Below are 22754 nucleotides of genomic sequence, written 5' to 3'. Positions count from 1 at the left end.
GTAAACGGCACGCTGCGAGCTCACCACGATGTTGGCCAGAAGTGAAAAACTTCCTCGAATAGGCCTGATACATAGATGCAACCGGGTTCCTATGTTCAAAAGCGGCTAGACAGTGTGGGCGAGTCCATACATAGGAGCGGCCTTGTGTCGCGATAGGGCCGCAAAGCGGCCCCAGATTTCCGGCTTCGCAGCAGATATCGTCGGGGCCGCTTTGCGGCCCTTTCCGACCGGTCCGGCGCCCCGGCAAGGCCGCTCCTACACAGTCCGCGTTGAGGTCATAGATAGGTAACCACCTGTACCAAGCCCCATACTGGCAGCGCCCCCACCAGCCCCACCGCCAGCCGCGGCCAGTACGGTAACAACATCACCAGCAGCATCCCCGCCAACGACATCGCACCAAACCAGGCCACCGGCCCCATGGCCCAGCCCCAGGCCTGCGCGCACAGCGCAAGGCTGGCCAGCAACGCCAACCAACCCGCACTGCGCAGGCCGATACGCCACACGCGCGGACAAGTGCGATTCCACACCTGTTTGTAATGCCGCTCCAGCCCCTGGCAAAGCCCGAGCATACCGGCATAAGCGAACAGCACTGCGCCTGCAATCCACATCATCATGCCTCGGCCTCCTGCTGCCGCCCTGCCCGGGCCTTCTGCCGCAACGGCTGTGCTTGCCGCACCCGCCAGGCCACCAGCCCAACCAACACGCCCAGTATCAGTGCACAGGCCGCTACGCCCAGGCGCATGGCATCTTCGAGGCCGCCAAACGCACCCAGGCCGATGCACAGCAATGCCGTCAGCAACAGTTGCTCGGCCCATGCACGGCGTGCCGGCCTGACACCTGCATGCAACAGCGCCAAAAGCCATACACCAAAGAACGCACGTACCTCCCAGCTCTCCCGCTGTACCAGCTCCACCGGCAACAAGCGGCTGGCCCATAGCAGCCCCACGCACGCCAGCAGCAAACCGCTGATGAAACCCACGTTGCACACCTCGGCCACCCGGTACCAGCGCCGTGCCGAAGCGTCGGCCGTGGCACTGGCATATTTGCGCCCGCGCTTCACGCAGAACAGCACCAGGCCGCTGGCGATCATCAGGCAGCTGACCAGCCCGCAGACGAAGTACAGCCAACGCATCGGATAGCCGCCGAACTGGGCGAAGTGCAGGCCGACCATGACCCGCTGGGTCAAAGGTACTGCGCGCCATTCAGGCACGTCGCTGAGCAGCTGCCCGCTGACGCCATCGAAGACCATGGCCTGCCCCTTGGCCAGCGCAATGCGATTGCCCAGCCCGGGGCGGATTTCGACGCGCGCCGCCGCCGTGTTCGGGTTGCGAATGTTCAAGCCGCCAATAGGCCCCAGCCGCGCCTCGGCCTGGGCCAGCAGCGGTGCTACATCGACCAGCGCGGCCGGCTGCCTGGCCAGGCCACGGGGCTGTTCCACGCGGGCATTGCCCTGGGCCTGGAAGTAAGCCCGCGTGTCACCGGCGAACAGCGCATCGACCCCGGCGGGGATATAGATGAGCATGAAGATCACCAGGCCGGTGTAGGTGATCATCAGGTGGAACGGCAGCAACAGCACCGCACTGGCGTTGTGGAAATCCAGCCACGAACGCTGGCCCTTGTTTGGCCGGAAGGTGAAGAACTCCTTGAAGATTTTCTTGTGGATGACGATGCCGGTCACCAGTGCCGCCAGCATCACCAGCGCCAGCGCACCAACCACGAAAATGCCCCAGTTGCGTGGCAGGTCGAGGGTGAAGTGGAAGCGGAAGAAGAAGTTGCCGCCGACACTGTCGCGCACCTCGATGGCCTCGCCGGTGCGCGGGTCGAGCTGCACACCGCCGCCGTGGCGGCGCTCGCCGGTAGAAACGCGCAGCCCTGGCGCGCGTTCGCTCGGCAGGCTGATACCCCAGTTGCCAGCCTGTGGTTCATGGGCCTGCAGATAATCGATGGCGCGCCGGGCAGCGTCGGCCTGGGACACCTGAGTGGCCGGGATCTCCGGCTGCATCCAGTGGTTGAGTTCCTTGTCGAACACCGCCAGGGTGCCGGTGACGAAGATGGCGAACAGCAGCCAGCCGAAGATCAGCCCGGCCCAGGTGTGCAGCCAGGCCATCGATTGGGTGAAGGTGTTCTTCATGCCAGCTGCTCCAGTACCTGTGGCCAGAAGCCGATCAGCGAAAGGGGCGCAGCCAGTGCCAGCGGCGCCCAGGCGCGCAGGGCATCACGGCAAGCGAAGGCCCAGAGGATGGCGACGGTGTAGAAAATGAACGCCGGCAGGGTCGCGACGATGACTGCATCGGCGGCAGAAAGCGGCAGGATGCGGGCCAGGCAGGCACTGGCGGCGTAGCTGAGGGCGTAGCCGCCGAGCAACGCGGCGCCGCTGCGGGAAAGTATTTGTAGCCAGGCGGGGGCTTTAATCATCGGGGGCTCCGTAGCATAGACCAGTAGGGCATCTGGGGCTGCTTTGCAGCCCGATCGCGACACAAGGCCGCCCCTACAGGGAACGCGAATCGCCTGTAGGAGCGGCCTTGTGTCGCGATCGGGCCGCAAAGCGGCCCCCGCTGTCAGAAGTTGATATTCAACGCAGCAAACACCGCCCTGCCCGGCTGGTTATAGGTATTGGCCCCCGAACTGCTGGCGTTGCCGCCACGCAGGATCTGCTTGTCGAACACGTTGTTCACCCCCACCCGCACGTCGTAGTTGGCGTTGAACTTGTACCCGGCGCTCAGATCCACCAGGCCATAGGCCTCGACATCCTGCTGCGCAGCCTGGTCGTAGTTTTCCTGGGTGCGGTAGTTGTAGGTCGGCGACTTCTGCTTGCCGAAGTAGGTGCCCGCCACCTGGAACGACAGCTGCTCGGTCGCGCGCCAGTCCAGGGTGGTGTTGACGGTGTACTCGGGGATCACCGACAGCGGCTCGCCGGTCTCGCGGTTGTCGTTGTCGAGCATCCAGGTCAGGTTGGTGTTCCAGTCCAGGGTCGGCGTCAATTCGATGAAGAAGTTGCCTTCGATGCCTTCCACCCGCGCCTCGCCAGCGTTCTCCCACTCGGTCACGCGGCGCCCACTGTTGATGGCATAGAGCACATCGGTACCGCCGATGATCTTGTTCTTGTAGTCATTGCGGAAGTAGGTCGCGCTGGTACGCCAGGTGCCGCGGTCGTACAGCAGGCCGATTTCCTTGTTCACGCTGATCTCTGGCTTGAGGTCGGCGTTACCTTGCAGGTAGCAGCCACCGGAGTTGGTCTGCTCCACGCTACAGCCCTGGCCGCGGCTGTACAGCAGGTAGTTGGGGTTGGACTGGTAAAGGTTCGGCACCTTGTAGGCGCGAGCAATACCGCCTTTGACCGACAGCGCCTCGGTGAGCTTGTGCGACAGGTTCAGGCTCGGGCTGAAGTTGTCGCCAAACAGCTCGTGATGGTCAAAACGCACGCCAGGCGTCACCGTCGTGTCGCCGATGACAATGTTGTCCTCGACGAACAATGCGTAGCTTCTGGCGGTCATTTTCGAGTCGCTGCGGTCGAACCCGCTGATCGCGTCATTGCCCGACCCACTCGGGTCGAAGCTTTGCGGGCGGAACGAGCCCTGGTCGTTGAGCGACTCGTACAGGTACTCGCCCCCCAGGGTCAGCACATGCTCGGTGCTGCCCACGGCGAACGGCAAGTTGACCTCACTGTTCAAACGCGTGTTGCGCAGCCGCGACATCGCCGCGCCGCTGTTGTTGATCGCCCCCTCGGGGCCACCGGCCAGGCCCTCGTTGAGGCGCCAGTTGCGCACATACTCGTAAGCCAGGGTGGTCTTGCTGGTGCCCCAGGTGAAGTCACCCAGGTGGGTCAGGTCGTAAGTGCTGCGCTGCATGACGTTGGTTTCGTGGCCATACAGGCTGGAAATCAGCGCGACGTCGCTGCCGCCGTTGCTGTTCATGGTGTCGCCAGCGTAGATGTTGCCCTGGCGGCTGTAGCCTGCACTGGCTTCGAAGCGGTGCTCGTCATTGAGCTTCCAGCTCAGCAGGCCGTTGATGTCCTTGTTGCGCACGCCCTCGCGCCCGGCGACCAGTGCACTGTTGGCGTGGCTGGCGTTGATATCCAGGTCGTCTGCGTCGGTCTTGGCCAGGCCGCCGAACAGCCGGAAACCCAGGTTATCGGTGAGGCCCCCGCCGAGGTTGAAGTTGGCCCGCTGGCTGGCGCCTTCAGCGCTGTCTTCGGGCAGCTGGGTGTACAGGCTGACGCTGCCTTTCAGTTCGTCGGTAGGGCGTTTGGTGATGATATTGACCACCCCGCCCATGGCGCCGGAGCCGTAGCGTGCGGCCGCCGGGCCACGCAGGATCTCGATGCGCTCGACCGCTTCGGCCGGCACCCAGTTGGTTTCACCCCGGGTATCGCGGTCGCCGTTCCAGCCATAACGCACGGCGTTGCGTGCGCTGGAGGGCTTGCCGTCGATGAGGATCAGGGTGTTTTCCGGGCCCATGCCGCGCAGGTCGATCTGGCGGTTGTTGCCGCGTGCGCCGCTGGCGCTGTTGCCGGTCAGGTTGACGCCGGGCTCGCGGCGGATGATATCGGACAGGTCATTGGACGGCGGGTGGCGCTTGATGTCGTCGGCGGTGATGATCGACGAACCCAAGGCCTGGCGCGCCTCGCGCTCGGCGGTGATCAGGGTGTCCTGAATCACCAGCGCGTTGTCGGCAACCGGCACTTCCAGCACCTCACCCCTGCGTTGCTCTTCGGCCTGGGCCGCGGTGGCCACCACGGCCGGTGACGCCAGTGCGACGAACGCCAGGGCCAGGCTGTTGGGTGAAGTTCTGCACTGCATGGGTACATCTCCTGCGAATCATGAGCGAAACGGCACATCCCTGTAGGAAACCGGGAGCCCTCGCCCACCGGCCTCGCAAACACAGTTTGGCGGCCAACAGGGGTGGTAAATATAGGGAGTCGCAAATGCGAGTAAATCTTATTTACGAAGTTTACATGTTTGTAACTGAACTTTGCTGAGCCGCAGGGCAGAGCGCCGCATTCCTACTCCCACAGAATGCTGGCCATCCTGGAGTAATTGCCATCTGCACTGGTTACACTTGCCTTCCCCTCACCCGAGCCACCTGTTCATGCTCCCAGCCACGCTGATTTTCCTGTTCACCCTGACCCTGGTCATCTGGCAACCGAAAGGCCTCGGCGTCGGCTGGAGTGCAACCCTCGGTGCGGTTCTGGCCCTGCTGTCCGGCGTGGTGTCACTGCACGATATCCCCACCGTCTGGGCAATCATCTGGAACGCCACCGCCACCTTCATCGCCCTGATCGTTATCAGCCTGTTGCTGGACGAAGCCGGTTTCTTCGCCTGGACGGCGCTGCATGTGGCGCGCTGGGCCCGTGGCGACGGGCGTCGCCTGTTTGCCTTCATGGTGCTGCTGGGGGCAGCGGTATCGGCGCTGTTCGCCAACGATGGCGCAGCACTGATCCTCACCCCCATCGTCATGTCGATGCTGCTGGCCCTGCGCTTTTCACCCACGGCAACCCTGGCCTTCGTGATGGGCGCCGGTTTTATCGCCGACACCGCCAGCCTGCCGCTGGTGGTATCGAACCTGGTGAACATCGTGTCGGCGGACTACTTCAAGCTCGGCTTCAACGCCTACGCCGCCGTGATGGTGCCGGTGAACCTGGTGGCGGTAGCGGCCACGCTGCTGGTGCTGTGGCTGTATTTTCGCCGCGACATCCCGCTGCGCTACGCCACCGACGACCTGCAGTTACCTGCCCTGGCAGTGCGCGACCGCGCCACGTTCCGTGCGGGCTGGGTGGTACTGGTGGTGTTGCTGGCCGCGCTGTTCGTGCTGGAGCCGCTGGGCATCCCGGTCAGCGCAGTGGCCTCGGCCTGCGCCGCCGTGCTGTTTGCCGTGGCCGCCCGCGGCCACGTGATTTCAACCCGCCGCGTGCTCCGCGAAGCGCCTTGGCAGATCGTGGTGTTCTCGCTGGGGATGTACCTGGTGGTGTACGGGCTGCGCAATGCCGGCCTGACCGACGCCCTTGCCGGGGTACTGGACTGGCTCGCCGGGCATGGGCTGTGGGCGGCGACGCTGGGCACCGGACTGATCGCGGCGCTGCTCTCGTCACTGATGAACAACCTGCCCAGCGTGCTGATCGGCGCCTTGTCGATCCATGCCAGCGAAGCCCAGGGCGTGGTGCGCGAGGCGATGATCTACGCCAATGTCATCGGCTGCGACCTGGGGCCGAAGATCACCCCGATCGGCAGCCTGGCCACGTTGCTGTGGCTGCATGTGCTGGCCCGCAAAGGGGTGGTGATCGGTTGGGGGTATTACTTCAAGGTCGGCGTACTGCTGACCGTGCCGGTGCTGCTGGTGACCTTGGCGGCCCTGGCATTGTGGTTGAGTATTTGAGGTTGCCGAGCAGCTGCAGGCTTGCGCAGCCGCTGTAGGTGCGGGCTTGCCTGCGATGGGCCGCACGCAGCGGCCCCGGCGATGCCACAGCGAACGGGCTTAACGGCAACCACTCGATACAACCTCCCACTTTTGTTTACCAGACGAGAAACGCAAAATCCCTACGTCAAAGACGTAGGGATGCAGTATGCTGACAATCATTGAAGCGCCACTTTTCTCAAGACAATGGCCTGATTCGAGCGCTACCGAAAATATACCCACGCACGTGCTGCGCAAGATTGCCAAGGAGCTCAACCATGCCCCTGACTGAGAAAGAGCTGATGCTGCGCGACGCCAACCGTAACATTGGCGAAGAACTACTGGAGTCCATACGCGACGTGAAGGCTGGCCGCTATGGTGCAACACATCAGGTTGAGGTGACCGAGGCTGCCGAGGCACGGAGCAAAACGGGGCTTTCCCAGTCCAGATTTGCCGAAATGCTGGGAGTTTCGGTGCGCACGCTTCAGGAATGGGAGCAAGGTAGGCGCCTGCCGTCTGGCGCGGCGCGATCTCTATTGCAAATTGCCGCCTCACGCCCGGATGTATTTCGCGAAGTTCTACAATCGCGCTAACGTGGCCTGAGGGTTCCGGATGCCCACAGGGCTGCCAGCACGGCCGCCCTGCGGAGGATCACGTCAAACGTGGCGGGGATTACACGGCGTCAGCCGTCTTGCGCAAGAAACCCTGCTGGCCGCCATTGCGGTTTGGCGCGAAACCATTGGCCTGCAGGCTTTCTTCGACGGTGTCGTAGAACACGCCGATCTTGCTGATTTCGCGAGCCTCTTTGGCGGTGGCGATCGGCCGACCGAACTCGCGCGAAATGCGCACCAGCTGCTCGATCTGCTGCACCGTGGACATCTTCTCGGTCTGCCCCTGGTTCCACAGGTTGTCCTCGATGCCGCAGCGCACGTGCAGGCCCATGGCGATGCCCATCATGTTGATCGGCAGCACGTTGCGCATCGAGCTTTCCACGGTGAGCACCGCCCCGTCGGGCACGGCCCGCACGATGTTGGCCAGGCTGTAGATGTTCGGCACGTCCATGCCGCCGCCGATGGCTACCCAGTTCATCACCAGTGGGCCTTTGTAGATGCCACGGCGCATCAGGCGCTCGACCGACTCGAAGCTGTTCAGGTTGTAGCACTGGAAGGCGCTCTGGATACCGGCGGCGCTCAGGCGGCGCACGTGCTCCTCGACCCAGCCCGGCTGCGCGGGCACGGTCATTTCCTTGTAGGCCTCATACACCGCCGGGTCCTCCATCGAGGTCCCGCGCACATCCTGGTAGCCCCAGTGCTCCACCACGTTCATCTGCGAGGTGTTGACCGTCACCGTGACCTGATCGGGCTTGGGGTCGAGCTCGGCCAGCATGTGGCGGGTGTCGTCGCTCAGCCACTTGGCCGCAGCGCCTTCGGTCTCCGGGGCAAAGCTGATCGAACCGCCCACCTGGATGATCATTTCCGGTACCGCTTCACGCACACCGGCGATCAGCTCGTTGAACTTGGACAGGCGCTTGGAGCCCTTGCCATCCAGCTCGCGCACATGCAGGTGGAGCACCGTGGCACCGGCGTTGTAGCAATCCACGGCCTTCTGTACCTGCTCGGCCATGGTCACCGGAATGTCCTCAGGGAAGTCGGACGGCACCCAGGAAGGCGCATAAGGCGCTGCGGTGATGATCAACGGCTGCTGGTTCTCGGTGAACAGGTGGCCATCAAGGAAGTTCATGGGGTGTTCCTCATCTTGTGATTGTTGGAAAGGTGTCGGTACAGACCGACGGCTATTGGGTTTCAGCAATGCATTTCGCGGATCAGCTTCTTGTTGATCTTGCCGACGCTGGTCTTGGGGATGTCGGCCACGAAGTGCACCTGGCGCGGAATCGCCCACTTGTTGATCTGGCCACTGTCGACAAACTGCTTGAGGTGCGCCTCGAGCCCTACCTGGTCCAGGCTGTCACCCGGCATGCACACCACCAGCGCAATGGGCCGCTCGCCCCAGTGCTCGTCGGGAATGCCCACCACCGCCACGGCATTGACCGCCGCGTGCTGGCTGATCAGGTTTTCCAGCGCCAGCGAGCTGATCCATTCACCCCCGGTCTTGATCACGTCCTTGATGCGGTCCTTGATCTCCAGCACCCCATGGCAGTCGATCGAGCCCATGTCGCCGGTGTGCAGCCAACCGTCCTGCCACAGTTCGGCACCCATTTGCGGCTCGTGCAGGTAGCCCTGGGTCAGCCACGGCGAACGCACCACGACCTCGCCCAGCGCCTCACCGTCGTGGGCCACCTCGACGCCGGCCGCATCGACGATGCGCAGGTCGACCATCGCCACCGGGGCGCCAGTCTTGATCCGCTGGGTCACCTGTTCGCCCATGGGCAAGGCCAGGTCTTCGTCGCGCAGGTGGGTCAGGGTCAGCAGCGGGCAGGTTTCCGACATGCCGTAGCCGCTGAACATCAGCATGCCGCGCTCGCTGGCCTGGCGCGCCAGGCCGTGGGTAAGCGCGCTGCCGCCGAGCAGGATCTTCCAGCGGCTGAAATCGGTGTACCGGCTTTGCTCGCTGTCGAGCATCATCTGCAGCAAGGTGGGTACGCAGTGGGAGAACGTCACCCCCTCATCGCGGTACAGGCGCACCAGCTTGTCCGGCTCGTAGCGGCCCGGGTACACCTGCTTGATGCCCAGCATCGTGGCCGTGTAGGGCACGCCCCAGGCGTGCACATGGAACATCGGGGTGATCGGCATGTACACGTCGCTGGAACGCAGCAACGGCTGGCCGTCGTAGGCGGCGAAGGTGCCCAACTGGTTCAGGGTGTGCAGCACCAGCTGGCGGTGCGAAAAGTACACCCCCTTGGGGTTGCCGGTGGTGCCGGTGGTGTAGAACAGCGTGGCCACCGACTGCTCGTCGAAGTCCTCGAACTCGGCCTCCGGGCTGGCCGCACCCAGCAGCGTTTCGTACTCGCCAAGCACCGGCAGCGAGGTGGCCGCAGCCTCCCCGTCCGTCAGTTGCAGGTAGCCTTTGACCGTGCCCAGCTGGCCGTGCAGCTGCTCCAGCAGCGGCACGAAGTCGTCATGCACCAGCACCAGGTCATCCCCGGCGTGGTTCATGGTGTAGGCCACCTGCTCCGGCGACAGGCGAATGTTCACCGTGTGCAGCACCGCACCAAGCATCGGCACGGCGAAGAAGCACTCCAGCGAACGGTGGCTGTCCCAGTCCAGCAGCGCGACGGTGTCACCAGCCTGCACGCCGGCTGCGCGCAGCACGTTAGCCAGGCGCCGCACCCGCTGCTCGAGCTCGCGGTAGGTGTAGCGCAGCGTGTCGGCGTAGACGATCTGCTGGTCCGGCTGGTGCCGCACACCCGACATCAGCAGGCGTTTGATCAGCAAGGGGTAGGCATAGGCGCCGGCTGCCGGCGGCATTATTTTTGTCTTGGCCATGACGTTGGTTCCAGTTTCCATGTTCGAATCGACTAAAAAGCTGACTACGCCTGCACCCGGGCTTGCGCGCGCGGTACCTGGGTGCTGTCACGGGGCTGTGGTTCGGCTTCGAAGGGCGTGGGGGCCGCCGCGACAAAGCGCTTGTCCGGCAGCAGGAAGTGCGACAGGGCCGGGATCAGCAGCAGTGCGCCGAGCATGTTCCAGAGGAACATGAAGGTCAGCAGGATGCCCATGTCGGCTTGGAACTTGATCGGCGACCATGCCCAGGCGACCACGCCGGCGGCCAGGGTGATCCCCACCAGCCCGACCACCCGGCCGGTGAAGGCCACGGCGTTCTGGTAGGCCTCCCCCAGCGTGCGGCCCTGGCGCTGGTAATGCAGCTGCACACTAAGCAGGTACAGCGCGTAGTCCACGCCGATGCCGACGCCCAGGGCGATCACCGGCAAGGTGGCCACTTTCACGCCAATGCCCATGGCCACCATCAGCGCCTCGCACAGCACCGAGGTCAGCACCAGAGGCAGCAGCGCCACCAGGGTCGCGCGCCAGCTGCGGAACGTGATCAGGCAGAACAGCGTGACCGCCAGGTAGACGAACAGCAGCATGGTGCGGTTGGCTTCGCGCACCACGATGTTGGTGGCGGCTTCGATACCGGCGCTGCCGGCGGCCAGCAGAAACTGCCGGTCGGGGCTGCTGTTCTCACGGGCGAAGCGGTCGGCAATGGCCACCACGTCGTCCAGGGTCTGGGCCTTGTGGTCCTTGAGGTAAGCGATCACCGGCATCATCGAGCAATCGGTGTTGAACAGCTCCGGGGCGTTGACCGAGGCCTGCTGGGCGGCGTAGTTGAGCATGTCCTGGTTGCGCTGCAGGCTGCTCATCTTCGGGTTGCCTTCAAAGGAGCCCGCCGTGATCTGGCGCACGGCGTTGACCAGCGACACCGTGGTCTGCACCCCGGGGTACTGCTGCAGCTGCCAGGCCAGGCGGTCGGCGAGAATCAGTGTCTTGTAGCTCAGGCAGCCTTCCGGCGGGGTCTTGACCATCACCGCAAACAGGTCGCTGGACAGCGCGTAGTGGCTGGTGATGTAGGCGTTGTCGCGGTTGTAGCGCGAATCGGCGCGCAGCTCCGGCGCGCCACTGTCGAGGTCGCCGATCTTCAGCTGCAGGCTCACCCAGAAGCCGCCCAGGCCCAGCAGCGTGGCCACCAGCACCGCGCCGGTGGCCCACTTGCGCGTGGTAAAGCGGTCGAGGGCATCCCACAGCTTGCCGAAGCCCCGGTGCTCGGCGGCGCGCTGGTCGATGCGCAAGGCACGCTCGGACGCCTTGCGGCCCACGCCAACGTAAGACAGCGACACAGGAATCAACAGCAGCGAGGTGAAGATCAGCACCGCCACGCCGATGCTCGCGGTGATCGCCAGGTCCTTGATCACCGGAATGTCGATCAGCATCAGCACGGCAAAGCCCACGGCGTCGGCCAGCAGCGCCGTAACCCCGGCCACGAACAGGCGGCGGAAGGTATAGCGCGCCGCCACCAGCTTGTGGGTGCCACGGCCGATGTCCTGCATGATGCCGTTCATCTTCTGCGCCGCGTGCGACACGCCGATGGCGAAGATCAGGAACGGCACCAGGATCGAGTACGGGTCGATGGCATAGCCCAGCCAGCCGACAATGCCCAGCTGCCACACCACTGCCGCCAGGGAGCAGAACACCACCAGGAGGGTACTGCGCACGCAGCGGGTGTACAGGAAGATGATCACCAGCGAGGTGACCACCGCCAGGGCGAAGAACATCATCACCTGGATCAGCCCGTCGATCAGGTCGCCCATCAGTTTGGCAAACCCGATGACCCGCACCTTGTACTTGCCCTCGCCTTCCTTGCCGGACGCGCGCGCCTTGCTGTCGCCGCCGTATTCGTACTTGTCGCGCAACTGCTGTTCGAGCATCTGCGAGAACTGCCGGTAGTCGATACCGCGCCCGGTGGCCAGGTCGTGGTCGAGCAGCGGCACCACCAGCATGCTGGACTTGAAGTCGGTCGCCACCAGGCTGCCGACAATGCCGGCACGGTTGATGTTCTGGCGCAGCTGCTCGATGTCGGCCGGCTTGCCCTGGTAGTCATCGGGCATCACCGCGCCACCCTGGAAGCCTTCTTCGGTGACCTCGGTCCAGCGTACGCCCGGGCTCCACAACGACTTCATCCAGGCACGGTCGACGCCCTGGGCAAGGAACAGCTCGTCGTTGATCTTTTTCAGCACGTCCAGGTATTCGGGGTCGAAGATATCGCCCTGGGTGTTCTCCACCACTACCCGCACCGAGTTGCCCAGGCCGCGCAGCGACTTGCGGTTGTCCAGGTAGTTCTGGATGTAGGGCTGGCTCTGCGGGATCATTTTCTCGAAGCTGGGCCGCAGTTCCAGGCGGGTGACAGCCACATACCCGAGCACCAGCGTGGCCAGCACCATGAACAGCATGAACAGCGGGCGATAGTTGAAGATCATGCGTTCGAGCAGGTTGCCGGAACGTGGATCGAAATCCCGCAGGTCGCGGATCACCGGCATGGTGTCTTGCTTGATGTTGGCCATCACGAGGCTCTCTTGGAATGCTTGTGGGTCTTAGCGGGCTGGCAGCACGCGCACGCCGCGCTCGCCTACCAGCACGGTGCCGTTGCCGCGGGTCTGCAGGGCAGCCGCCACCGGTGCCAGCGGCACCTGCGGTTGCAGGGCGAAGCTCTGGCCGCCGTCGTGGCTGCGCAGCACATGCCCGGCCTGGCTGAACAGCCAGTAGTCACCTGTGCTGTCGAGGCTGGCGGCGGTGATGCTCTGGCCCAGCCCGGTGTCCACCTTGGTCCAGCTCTGGCCGCCGTCGAGGCTGCGTGCCACATGGCCACGCAGCCCGTAGGCGAGCACTTCGCCGGGCTTGCCGAGAATGCCGAACCAGGTGCCCTGGTAAGGGCCAGGCAGGGCGAGGAAGCGCTGCTGTCGGTCGTTCCACTTGAGCAGCAGGCCCTGCTCGCCGGCCACGTAAAGGTCATCGCCGACCGCCCGGATGGCATTGAGGTGCAGGCCTTGCGGGTTGTCGGTGCGGTCCTGCATCGGCACCCAGCTTTCGCCGCCGTCGTCGGTGCGCAGGATCAGGTTGAACACGCCCACCACATAACCGTGCCGGGCGTCGGTGAACCACACACCCAGAAACGGCTTGTCAGCCCCCTCCTGCTCCAGGCGCTGGCCTTCGGCGGCGAACTGCGGCCATTGCGCATCGTCGGGGTGGGCCTGTGCCAAGGCCTGGTAATGGGCCGTCACCAGCGCGCCGATCTTCCGGCCATCGAGCTGCACGGCCCAGTTCACACCGCCGTCACGGCTGTGCAGCACCACACCATCATTGCCTACCGCCCAACCCTCCTGCGGGGTTGGGAACGCCAGGGCGTTGAGGTCGGCACTGACCGGCACGCTGGCCTGGCGCCAGTCCTGGCCCTGGTTGTCGGAATACACGATGTGCCCACGGGGCCCCACCGCGACCAGCCGCTCACCGGCCCGCACCACATCGCGCAGGGCGCTGTGCACCGCTAGCGTGCTAGGCTCGGCCGGCAGGTCCAGCACATCGACGTAGGCCGCCTGGGCCACACCGCAGGTGCCGCCCAGGGCGAGCGTGATTGCCAACGCCCACGGCGCATACTTGTTCAAAGAAGCCATGCCACATCCTCTGCAAAACCTGACGGCGGCCACTTGCCGGCCGCCGCCAGACGGGTCGTCGGGGTCAGCGAATGCCGGCGCCGGCCAGGGCTTCCGGCGACCACTGCGCCTTGGACAGAGGGGCGATGTACTCGATACCACCGTGCGGGCCGATCAGGCCGTTGACGTTGTAGGTGCCTCCGACCAGGTCGTAGACCACGTGCGGGTTGTTGTTGGGAATCTGCACGTCGTAGCTCTGGGTGAAGAAGCTGAACGAGCCGCGATACAACTGGCCACGGGCGTCGTACTGGTCAGAAGCCAGCGCAAACCAGCTGTCCTCATCCAGGTAGAAGCGGCGCTTGGCATAGATGTGGCGGGCATTGCCCTTGAGGGTGCCCTCCACTACCCAGACGCGGTGCTTTTCCCAGCGCACCTGATCAGGCGAGAGGTGGTTCGGCGTGGTCAGGGGTTTCGGGTCGTGGATGTAGGTGAGCTTGTAGGTGTTGTACGGCACGTACATTTCTTTCTTGCCGACCAGTTGCCAGTCGTAACGGTCCAGCGCACCGTTGAACACGTACACGTCGTCGAAGGTGCCGGAGCCTGCAGTGCCTGGGTTTGGCGTGTCGTAGGCCAAGTTCGGCGCCAGCTTCACCCGGCGCTGCCCAGGCAGGTACTGCCAGGCGCGGCGCTCTTGCACCAGCGGGTTGGCGGCGTCCTTGAGCATCATCGACTCACCGGCGCGGCGTGCCGGGCCTTCGAAGTACAGCTTGGTCTGGAAGTAGATGTCCTTGGGTTCAATGACCTTGTTCAGGTCTTCGTAGATCGGGTAGGCGTTGTACGCCAGGCCCGTGGTGGCCAGGGCTGCGACGCCGGCGGAGTCGACGTTCCAGGAATCATACTTGGCCTTCTGTGCCACACCCTGGTAGCGCAGCAGGTGGTTCCACATGGCTTCGGCGCCCGACTGCGGGATCGGGAACGGCACGCCGGGCAGCACATTTTCGATGGCCATGCCGTCCTGCAGGGACTTGGCATTGGCGGCATTTTTCAGGGTGTTGTCGAGCAGCACCTTGGGCAACGCCGCGGTGCGGTGGCTGGGGTACACATCGATGTGAAAGCTCGGGAAGCGCTTGGCCAGCTCTACGGTGGTAGCGGTCAGCGAATCCTTGTACTGGTCGACGTTCTTGCCGTCGATCACCAGCAGCGGTTTCTCCGAGGCGAAGGGGTCGGGGCGCACGGTATCGCCCTGCTTGAAGCCGGCAGGCGGGGTGTTCAAACCACCCTGGTAGGCCGGGATCGCGCCGTCGGCACTGGCGGCCTTGTCGGCGCCGACCAGGGTCAGGTCCTTGCCCAGCCGGGCGACGTCCTGGGCCGGGGCGGCCGCATGGGCATTACCGGCAATAACGACCGCAAGCGAGGCCGACAGCAGGCTATTGAGATACTTCATCGCGTTTCTCCGCTTGTTGTTGTACTAGGAGCTTCAGAAGGTGGTCTTGAACGAGGCCGTGACCATGCCGCGATCTTTCAGCAGCGGCGCCAGCCCGGCCTGCGAAGTGATCTGCCCGGGGATGCACTGGTAGCGCCCGTTGGTGCCCGGGGTGTTGTTGTCGGTGCCGGTTTCGCAGGTATCGAACTTGCCGAAGGAGTCGACGTACTTCAGGTCGAACTTGTACTTCTGGTAGACGTCGGCGGCGATCCCGATCGAGTAGCTGCCGGAGTCTTCGTTACCGCCCAGCTGCACGGCCGAGTTGCCCTTGAGGCCGACGTTGTAGGACAGCGGCAGGGTGATATCGACCCCTGGCAGCGCCTGGAACCAGGTCGGGGTGAAGTTGACCGCCAGGGTGTAGGCGTTGGTGGTGACCTTGTCGACGCCTTCGTAGCTGGCGTCGCCCTTGAAGGTCTGCTCGCCCTTGTCGACGCTGACCAGGTGGGTCATGGCGCCTTCCACGGCCAGCGACGAAGCGTTCCACAGCGGTGTGGCGCCGAACGCCACCAGGCCGTTGAGTACCACATGCAAGGTCTTGCCGCGGGCCAGCCCGGTTTCACCGTGGCCTGGCACTTCGCCGATCAGGTTGGTGCCGCCGGCGGTGCCGGCCAGGGCCTGGTACAACGGCCCGTTGATGGTGGTGAAGTTGCTGATCAGCGGCATGTTTTCGCGGTAGTTGACGTCCAGCCCCACGCTCACCGGGCCGACGCTCTTGGCCAGGCTGATGCCGTAGATATCGATGTCGTCGGCGTAGGCCGTCATGTAGCTGGTGCCTTCCAGGCTGCCCGTGTGCAGGTTGGGGGCATTGATCAGCACCGCGGGGGTCGGGTCGGACGTGTTGCGGTAGTAGAAGCCCAGGGTGCCGTCGAGCCATTCCGGGCTCCACTTGGCCATTACGCCGAAGTCGCCACTGTTGTGCGGGCGGATGTCATGCCCGCGGGGTGCGCCATAGAAGGCACCGGCACCGCCGACCGCGTTGGGCACCGGCAGCCAGAAAATGTCGGCACCGTCGCCAAGCATGTCGTAGGCGCCCATGTAGGTGCCCCCTTCAGGCAGGCGCGAGTTTTCGAACTCGAGAAAGTACTGGGCCGCCAGGGTCAGTTCCGGGTTGATCGTGTAGCTCAGCGACAGCTGCTTGCGCGGCAGGAACAGTTCCTTGGTTTCGGTGCCGGGCACGTTGTACAGCTTGGCCAGGTCCAGTGCCGACTGGCCATAGTTGATGCCGTTGGCGGCGTTGAACAAGGTCTCGCCCCAGTACACCGAGTGCCAGCCGAGCTTGCCACTCACCATCGACTCATCACCGATTTCGGTGCTGTAGAACACGAAGGCATCGAGAAATTCGCCAGACGGGCCGTTGTAGTACCGGTCGCTGTAGTTGCTCAGGCCATGGCGCCTGGACGGGCCGCCCTGCAGCACAGTGCCGGCCGGCAGGCCACCGGCCGGGCGCGCCAGCACCAGGTTGCCGGCATTGCCCGCCTGGCCGGGAAACGGGTTGGAGTTGGAACCCACGTCGTCATAAGCGTGGTCGTACCAGCTCGCAGCACTGACGCGCATACCCATGCTGCCCTGGTACACCACGTCCAGTTCGGTCAGCAGGTCGACCCGCTGGGTCACCGCGCTGCCGACGCTGAAGTTCTTGTCACCGTCGTTGAGGTTGGCGGTGCGGGCGACCTTGGCGTTCTGGCCCTCGACCCGCTGGCCGTAGCTGAGCTTGGCGGTGTTGTCGAAGCGCACGTTCCAGTCAGGGTCGGCAAGGTCGAGCTGGAATGCCTGGGCAGCCGGCGCGCCGGCGAACAGCAACAGCGTGGCCAACAGGTTGCGGCGGTGAAGGCAGAAGAGAACGTTCTTATTGTTGTTCATGCGGTATCTCTGCTTGGGATGTGCAAGGTGCCAGCAACGATCGGGCGCCGGCCTGACCCTGAGTGCGCGTGCCCCGCGCGGTTTAGCGATCGAGTTGCTGGATCAAGGCCTCGGCGTGTGGCCATGGGCCGAAGCCCGAGGCTGGATTGAGGTGGCCAACGGCGCCGAGTTCGACCAATTCGCTGCCCCACTCATCGGCCATGCGGGCGACCGCTTCGAAGCTCGCCAGGTGGTCGTTGCTGCTGGCGGCAACCAGGCTCGGGAATGGCAGCCGGCCTTTTGGCAGCGGTGCCCAGCCGTTGACGCGCAGGGTGTCGGGGGTGGGGTAATTGGCCGGCCAATCGGTATCCAGGTCCGGTGGCGCGGCCAGCAAGGCGCCCTTGATCGGGCGTTGGTAGCGGGCGGCCCAGTGCGCCACCATCAGCACACCGGCGCTGTGCGCGACCAGGATCACCGGGCCTTCGATGCTGGCCAGTTCGCGCTCGATCGCTTCGACGCGCGCGGTGCAACTGAGCTTGTCGGTTTCCAGCGGTGGTACCGAGCGAACCTTACCCAGGCGCGCCTGCAGCAGGGTTTGCCAATGTTCGGGTACATGGTCACGCAAGCCAGGCACGATCAGCACGGTTGCGGCGGTTTGCAGTTTTTTCACATCAGGGCCCTTGCTCTGGTCAACTCGGTCGATTGCCGACTGCTTGAAGCCAGAGTAAAGAGTCGTCCTGCCAGCCGCTTTACATTGCGCGTCACGAACTTTTCAGTTGATGACACGGCAGCTGTGCCGCCCGGCCCCGGGCTCCGCTGCTCGGAAATGGCTTTGCATCTGACGACACAACCGCTATAAAAGACCACCCCGCCAGCGCAGCGGAAGCTCATCAAGATCACGTGGAAAACAATAAAATGACCGTGCTCGCCCGTGCTGCAACCCTCACCAATTACCTGGAAGTTTCACGCCATCTGGGCCTTAACGGCCATGGCCTGCTGGCTCAGGCCGGCCTCAGTGCGTCGCTGCTGGAAACCCCCGATCAACGCATCCCGGTGGCCGCCGCCATCAACGTGCTGGAGGAGTCGGCGCGCCTGAGCGGCTGCGAAGCCTTCGGCCTGCGCATGGCCGAACTGCGCCAGTTGTCGGATTTTGGCCAGGTCAGCCTGCTGATCAGCCATCAGCACTCGCTGCGCGACGCCCTGCAGGTGATCGTGCAGTACCGCCACCTGCTCAACAACGCACTGGCCATCCACATCGAGGAAATCGGCAAGACGGTGATCATCCGCCAGGAGGTCATCACCGACCAGCCGATGCACAGCCGCCAGGCCATCGAACTGGCCATTGGCGTGATGCACCGCTTCTGCTCGGCGCTGCTGGGCTCGCACTGGCACCCGATCAGCGCCAACTTCACCCACGCCGCCCCCGCAGACCTGGCCATCCACCGGCGCATCTTCGGCTGCAAGCTGGAGTTCAACACCGACTTCAATGGCATTGTCTGCTCGGCGTCCGACCTGGACACCGCCAACCCCCAGGCCAACGAAGGCATGGCGCGGCTGGCGCAGCGTTATGTGGGGTTGCTGCAGGACGAAAACCTGCCGTCGCTGACACTGGAAGTGCGCAAGGCGATCTTCCTGCTGATGCCCATGGGCCGCGCCACCATCGAGCACATCGCCCAGACCCAGGGCATGAACGTGCGCACCTTGCAGCGGCGCCTGGAAGAAGAAGGCGCGACCTTCAGCGAGCTGGTCAACGGCGTACGCCGCGACCTGGTGCTGCGCTACCTGGAAAGCCCTGGCTATTCGCTGGGGCGCATCGCCGACATGCTCGGCTATTCCATGCACAGCTCGTTCACCCGCTGGTTCATCAGCCAGTTCGGGCAGCCGCCAGCCACCTGGCGTGCGCAGCATGAGCCGCACACACAAACCAGACGCAACCGCAGCGCCGCCCAGGCAACCACCAGCGCACGCTGACGGCCCTGGGCCTCTGGGCTACATGCCGACGTGCATCAGGCCCAGCACCAGCAGCACCAGGAACACCGTCTCGCCCACCATCAGCAAAATCGGCTTGATGCCTACGGCGGCCAGCTCCTTGAGCTGGGTTTTCATGCCCAGCGCTGCGATCGATACCACCAGGCACCCGCGCGACAGTTCGTTGATACTGCCCTGCACGACCAGCGGCACCCAGCCGGTGCTGTTGACGCAGGCAAGGATCAGGAAGCCGACCGCGAACCATGGCAGCAACGGCGGACGCTTGCCGGTACTGTCGATACCCTGGCGACGGGCGATCATGGCCGCGACGACGATCACCGGCACCAGCATGGCCACGCGCATCAGCTTGACCACCGTGGCGGTATCGCCGGTTTCGGTGGACATGCTGTAGCCTGCCCCCACCACCTGCGCCACATCATGGATGGTGGCGCCGAGGAACACGCCGGCGGCTTGCGGCGACAGGCCCAGGGCGTTGGCGATCATCGGGTAAAGGATCATCGCCAGGGTCGACAGCGCCGACACGCCGATCACGGTGAACAGCGTTGCCCGCTCCTTCTGTGGGTGGCTGGGCAATGCAGCAGCCAGCGCCAGCGCCGCCGAAGCACCGCAGATCGCCGTGGCGCCGCCGGTGAGCATGCCGAACAGGCGCTGGAAGCCCATGGCCTTGGCCGCCACCATCGACACGCCAATGGTCACCACCACCAGGATCACCACCAGCGCCACCGCCTTCCAGCCAAGGCCAGCCATCTGCTCCAGGGTGATGCGCATGCCTAGCAGCGCGACGCCCAGGCGCAGCACGCTGCGTGCAGTAAACTCGATACCGGCCTTGCACTTGCCGTCCGCGCTCAGAAAGTTCAGTGCCAGCCCTAGCAGCAGGGCGAACAGCATCACCGGCGCGCCATAGTGTTCGGCCAGGAAGCTCGCCGCACCGGCGGCGATCAAGCTGACGATCAGCCCGGGCGCCAGTTCCCGTACACGGTTGTTGACCTGGGTAAGCGCCAGCGTGCTCATGCCTCCCTCTCCGCCAGGCCCGACACCGCCAGATGCATCGCCTCCAGCAAGGCCTCGGCCGGTTGGGCGCCAACCACTTGCAGTCGGTCGTCGAAAACGAAGCACGGCACGCCGCGGCCGGCGATGTCAGCGCTGGCACTGACGAACGGCAGGCCATCGCCACGGAAGCTGCCGGCCAGGGCCTCTGGGGCAAAGCCGCACTGCTCGGCGATGCGCAACAGCGTAGCGCGGTCGCCCAGGTCTTCACCCTGCTTGAAATACGCAGCCAGTAACCGCTCCAGTAGCGCCTCTACCTGTGCTTCGCTGCCCAGCTCACTGGCGTGAAGCAACAGGCGATGGGCGTCGGCGGTATTGGGCATGCGCTCGATGCGGCTGAATTCGATCTGCTCGCCCACGGTGCTGGCCGCTTCGCGCACCTGGGCCTGACGTTGCCGCACCGCCTGATCGCTGCCCAGGCGTCGCCGGTAGAACTCGGCGAACGGCTGGCCGTCGAATGGCAGCTCAGGCAACAGTTGCACGCCCTGCCAGGCCAGGTTTACCTCGACCTCTGGCTGCGCTGCCTTGAACTGCGCCAGGGCGGCTTGCAATTGCCGGCGGCCTATCAGGCACCACGGGCAGATAAAATCGAAGTACACATCAATCGACAACGAACGCTTCACGAGCGGGCCTCCAGTTCTGGCTGGACAGGCGCCTGGGCGGTTTCACCCAGCGGCAGGCGCGCCATGTCCAGGTGATAGTGACGCTTGGCATACATGAACACCGCTGCAGCGCCGATGCTGATCAACGGCACCAGCTGGAATGCCGACTGCAAGCCGATCAGGTCAGACACCTTGCCGGTGATCAGCGGGCCGGTGGCCAACCCGAGCAGGTTGTTGCACAAGGTCAGCGTGGCAAACGCGGTGCCGTGCACCGTGTAGTGGGTGAGGTTGGCGACCATGGCGCTGGACGGGCCGTTGGTGCCGGCGGCGATCATCATGCCCAGGCAAATCAGCACCAGTTGTGGCATGCCCGGCGGCAAGGCAAAGGCCACTGACAGCAGCACACAGCTGCCCAGGCAGTAGGCGATGGCCAAGCTGATCTTGTGGTCCGGGCGCTTGCGCCCCATGCGGTCGCAAAGCATGCCGCACAGCACGATGCCCACCCCGCTGCACAGCACGATGATCGCAGCCACGGCGCCGGCGCGGTCAGTGCTCATGGCGTAGTAGCGGTTCAGGTAGCTGGGGAACCACACGATCACCGTGCCACCGACGAACAACTGCAAACCGCTGCCAACGTAGGCGCTGATGACCGAGCGGCTGGAATACAGGGTACGCAGTGGCCGCATTGCCTTGAGCGCAGCCTTGTCGGGCGTTGCCGCCAGGCCTTTGGGGGCAATGCGCGCCTCGCGCACGATGAGCGGATACAGCAGCGCCAGCGCCAGGCCGAAGAAGGCCATGCCGGCAAATGCCCAGCGCCAGCCCAGGTGCTGGGCCATCACACCGCCCAGGCCCATGCCCAGTACCGAACCGAACATGCCACCGGCCATGAACGAGCCGGCCAGGGTGGCGCGCATCTCACGCGGGAACACCGCCACCACCACGGCAATGCCGACGCTGCCGTAGGCCGCCTCGCCGACACCGACCAGAAAGCGCGCGATGAACATCTGCTGGTAGTTTTCCGCCAGGGCGCAACCCAAGGTAGCCAGGCTCCACATCACGGCCATGAAAGTCAGGCTCTTGATCCGGCCAATGCGGTCGGCCAGCAACGACAGGGGGAAGGTCAGCAAACCGACCATCAGCGCGACGATGCCGCTGAGCAGCCCGAGCTGGCTGTCGCTGAGCTGCCATTCCTGCTTGAGCAGCGGGAATACGGCGTTGAGCACTTGCCGCGACATGTAGTCGGAAATCAGCAGGCCGAAGGTCAGGGCGAAAACGATCCAGGCGTAGCGCCGTGGTATGCCGAGCGAAGTATCAGTGCCTGGTTCTGCCGCACTGGTGTGATAGGTGGCCATGCTGCCTCCTCGGATATCTGAGTTTTTTTGTTGTTATTGCTTACAGGCTATCGAGTAGCGGTTGGGGCCGCATGGCGGCCCCAACGTGTCTGACGGGTCAGAAAGTCGCATCCCCCATGATCCCGGCGCGTTCCATCTTGCGGTGGCAGGCGGGGTAGTCCATGACGGCGTAATGCTGGGTACTGCGGTTGTCCCAGATGGCAATGCTGTTGGGCTTCCAGCGCCAGCGCACCTGGTACTCGGGGATGTAGGCCTGGCTGATCAGGTAGCGCAGCAACTCACCGGCGCCGGGGTTGGCGTCCTGGCCGAAACGCACGCGCTCGGGGGTGTGGTAGTTGCTGAAATGGGTGGCGAAGGCGTTGACGAACAGCACCTTCTCGCCAGTTTCCGGGTGGGTACGCACCACCGGATGCTCGGCATCGGGAAAGAGGCCCTTGAGAGCAAGGCGTTTTTCGATCGGCATGGCCGCGCCGAAGCTGGCCTCGATGCTGTGCCGCGCACGCAAGCCCTCGATGCGCGCCTTGATCTCGCTTGGCAGGTTGTCGTAGGCCAGCACCATGTTGGTCCACATAGTGTCGCCGCCCACCGCCGGGCTTTCCACGCAGCGCAGCACACAGCCCATGGGTGGCTTTTCACGCCAGGTGGCGTCGGTGTGCCAGGCATTCTCGTAACGGTCCACCGGGGTTTCTGGCGACTTGTAGATCTGCACCAGGCCGGGGTGGTCCGGGTCGCTGCCGACCACGGGGTGGTCCTCCAGCTCGCCGAAGCGGCGGGCGAACGCCACGTGCTCGGCGCGGCTGATGTCCTGGTCACGCAGGAACAGCACCCGGTGCTTGAGCAACTGGGCACGGACCTCGGCAAACAGGCCGTCATCATGAATCGCATCGGCCAGCCTGACGCCGACCAGTTCGGCACCGATGGCGCAGGTCAATTGTTCGACTTGCATGGCAGTG

Annotated in this window: 18 protein-coding genes; 3 read left to right on the top strand and 15 right to left on the bottom strand. The window is 64.5% G+C overall.

Annotated features, from left to right (window positions below):
* Positions 1–275: 275 nt before the first annotated feature.
* The 4 genes from AK81_RS23560 to AK81_RS23545 all read right to left on the bottom strand — a co-directional run bounded on the left by AK81_RS23560 (position 276) and on the right by AK81_RS23545 (position 4799).
* Entirely contained in the window at positions 276–614 is a 339-nt protein-coding gene (locus AK81_RS23560) for a DUF3325 domain-containing protein (RefSeq protein ID WP_043203031.1), read from the bottom strand.
* Positions 611–2131 (bottom strand): PepSY-associated TM helix domain-containing protein, encoded by a 1521-nt coding sequence (locus AK81_RS23555; RefSeq protein ID WP_043203028.1) that lies wholly within the window; start codon positions 2129–2131, stop codon positions 611–613. The genes AK81_RS23560 and AK81_RS23555 overlap by 4 nt, the downstream gene beginning before the upstream one ends.
* Positions 2128–2415: a hypothetical protein gene (locus AK81_RS23550; RefSeq protein WP_043203026.1), complete on the bottom strand. Its 288-nt coding sequence runs from the start codon at positions 2413–2415 to the stop codon at positions 2128–2130. Before AK81_RS23550 ends, AK81_RS23555 begins: the two co-directional genes overlap by 4 nt.
* A gap of 143 nt (positions 2416–2558) precedes the next feature.
* A complete protein-coding gene (locus AK81_RS23545; protein WP_043203025.1) occupies positions 2559–4799 on the bottom strand; it encodes a TonB-dependent siderophore receptor in 2241 nt (746 codons plus the stop codon).
* A 289-nt stretch (positions 4800–5088) separates the two neighbouring features.
* Here AK81_RS23545 and AK81_RS23540 point away from each other — a divergent pair, with 289 nt between their 5' ends.
* Together AK81_RS23540 and AK81_RS23535 are read left to right on the top strand one after the other, a co-directional pair.
* Positions 5089–6372: an arsenic transporter gene (locus tag AK81_RS23540; protein WP_043203024.1), complete on the top strand. Its 1284-nt coding sequence runs from the start codon at positions 5089–5091 to the stop codon at positions 6370–6372.
* A gap of 296 nt (positions 6373–6668) precedes the next feature.
* On the top strand, positions 6669–6983 hold the full coding sequence (locus tag AK81_RS23535) for a helix-turn-helix domain-containing protein (RefSeq protein WP_016500591.1): 315 nt from the start codon (positions 6669–6671) through the stop codon (positions 6981–6983).
* 79 nt (positions 6984–7062) lie between these two features.
* Here AK81_RS23535 and AK81_RS23530 read toward each other — a convergent pair whose 3' ends face one another.
* The 7 genes from AK81_RS23530 to AK81_RS23500 form a co-directional block, all read right to left on the bottom strand.
* Positions 7063–8130: a 3-keto-5-aminohexanoate cleavage protein gene (locus tag AK81_RS23530; protein ID WP_043203022.1), complete on the bottom strand. Its 1068-nt coding sequence runs from the start codon at positions 8128–8130 to the stop codon at positions 7063–7065.
* 62 nt (positions 8131–8192) lie between these two features.
* Positions 8193–9833: a fatty acid--CoA ligase gene (locus AK81_RS23525; protein WP_043203018.1), complete on the bottom strand. Its 1641-nt coding sequence runs from the start codon at positions 9831–9833 to the stop codon at positions 8193–8195.
* A 44-nt stretch (positions 9834–9877) separates the two neighbouring features.
* Entirely contained in the window at positions 9878–12403 is a 2526-nt protein-coding gene (locus AK81_RS23520; protein ID WP_043203016.1) for an efflux RND transporter permease subunit, read from the bottom strand.
* Between the two features lie 30 nt (positions 12404–12433).
* On the bottom strand, positions 12434–13510 hold the full coding sequence (locus AK81_RS23515; protein WP_043203013.1) for a WD40/YVTN/BNR-like repeat-containing protein: 1077 nt from the start codon (positions 13508–13510) through the stop codon (positions 12434–12436).
* 64 nt (positions 13511–13574) lie between these two features.
* A complete protein-coding gene (locus tag AK81_RS23510; protein ID WP_043203011.1) occupies positions 13575–14933 on the bottom strand; it encodes a DUF1329 domain-containing protein in 1359 nt (452 codons plus the stop codon).
* Positions 14934–14966: 33 nt separating this feature from the next.
* The gene (locus AK81_RS23505) at positions 14967–16832 is read right to left on the bottom strand and encodes a DUF1302 domain-containing protein (protein WP_043203009.1); all 1866 of its coding nucleotides are present in this window, start codon (positions 16830–16832) and stop codon (positions 14967–14969) included.
* Positions 16833–16914: 82 nt separating this feature from the next.
* Positions 16915–17481 (bottom strand): RBBP9/YdeN family alpha/beta hydrolase, encoded by a 567-nt coding sequence (locus tag AK81_RS23500; RefSeq protein ID WP_043203007.1) that lies wholly within the window; start codon positions 17479–17481, stop codon positions 16915–16917.
* 245 nt (positions 17482–17726) lie between these two features.
* Between AK81_RS23500 and AK81_RS23495 the strand changes: the two genes are divergently transcribed.
* The gene (locus tag AK81_RS23495; RefSeq protein ID WP_043203006.1) at positions 17727–18782 is read left to right on the top strand and encodes an AraC family transcriptional regulator; all 1056 of its coding nucleotides are present in this window, start codon (positions 17727–17729) and stop codon (positions 18780–18782) included.
* Positions 18783–18800: 18 nt separating this feature from the next.
* On the opposite strand, the gene AK81_RS23490 is transcribed toward AK81_RS23495, so the two are convergent.
* The 4 genes from AK81_RS23490 to AK81_RS23475 all read right to left on the bottom strand — a co-directional run bounded on the left by AK81_RS23490 (position 18801) and on the right by AK81_RS23475 (position 22747).
* Positions 18801–19811, bottom strand: coding sequence for a YeiH family protein (locus tag AK81_RS23490; RefSeq protein ID WP_043203004.1), 1011 nt, complete (start codon positions 19809–19811; stop codon positions 18801–18803).
* Positions 19808–20470: a DsbA family oxidoreductase gene (locus tag AK81_RS23485; protein ID WP_043203001.1), complete on the bottom strand. Its 663-nt coding sequence runs from the start codon at positions 20468–20470 to the stop codon at positions 19808–19810. Before AK81_RS23485 ends, AK81_RS23490 begins: the two co-directional genes overlap by 4 nt.
* Complete coding sequence (locus AK81_RS23480) at positions 20467–21801, bottom strand: MFS transporter (protein WP_043202999.1); 1335 nt, start codon at positions 21799–21801, stop codon at positions 20467–20469. The genes AK81_RS23485 and AK81_RS23480 overlap by 4 nt, the downstream gene beginning before the upstream one ends.
* 97 nt (positions 21802–21898) lie before the next feature.
* Positions 21899–22747: a TauD/TfdA dioxygenase family protein gene (locus AK81_RS23475; RefSeq protein WP_043202996.1), complete on the bottom strand. Its 849-nt coding sequence runs from the start codon at positions 22745–22747 to the stop codon at positions 21899–21901.
* Positions 22748–22754 lie beyond the last annotated feature (7 nt).

Origin of the sequence: Pseudomonas putida W15Oct28 (assembly GCF_000708715.2) — a bacterium.
Lineage (GTDB): Bacteria > Pseudomonadota > Gammaproteobacteria > Pseudomonadales > Pseudomonadaceae > Aquipseudomonas > Aquipseudomonas putida_R.
This window is presented reverse-complemented; position numbering and strand designations above follow the sequence as displayed.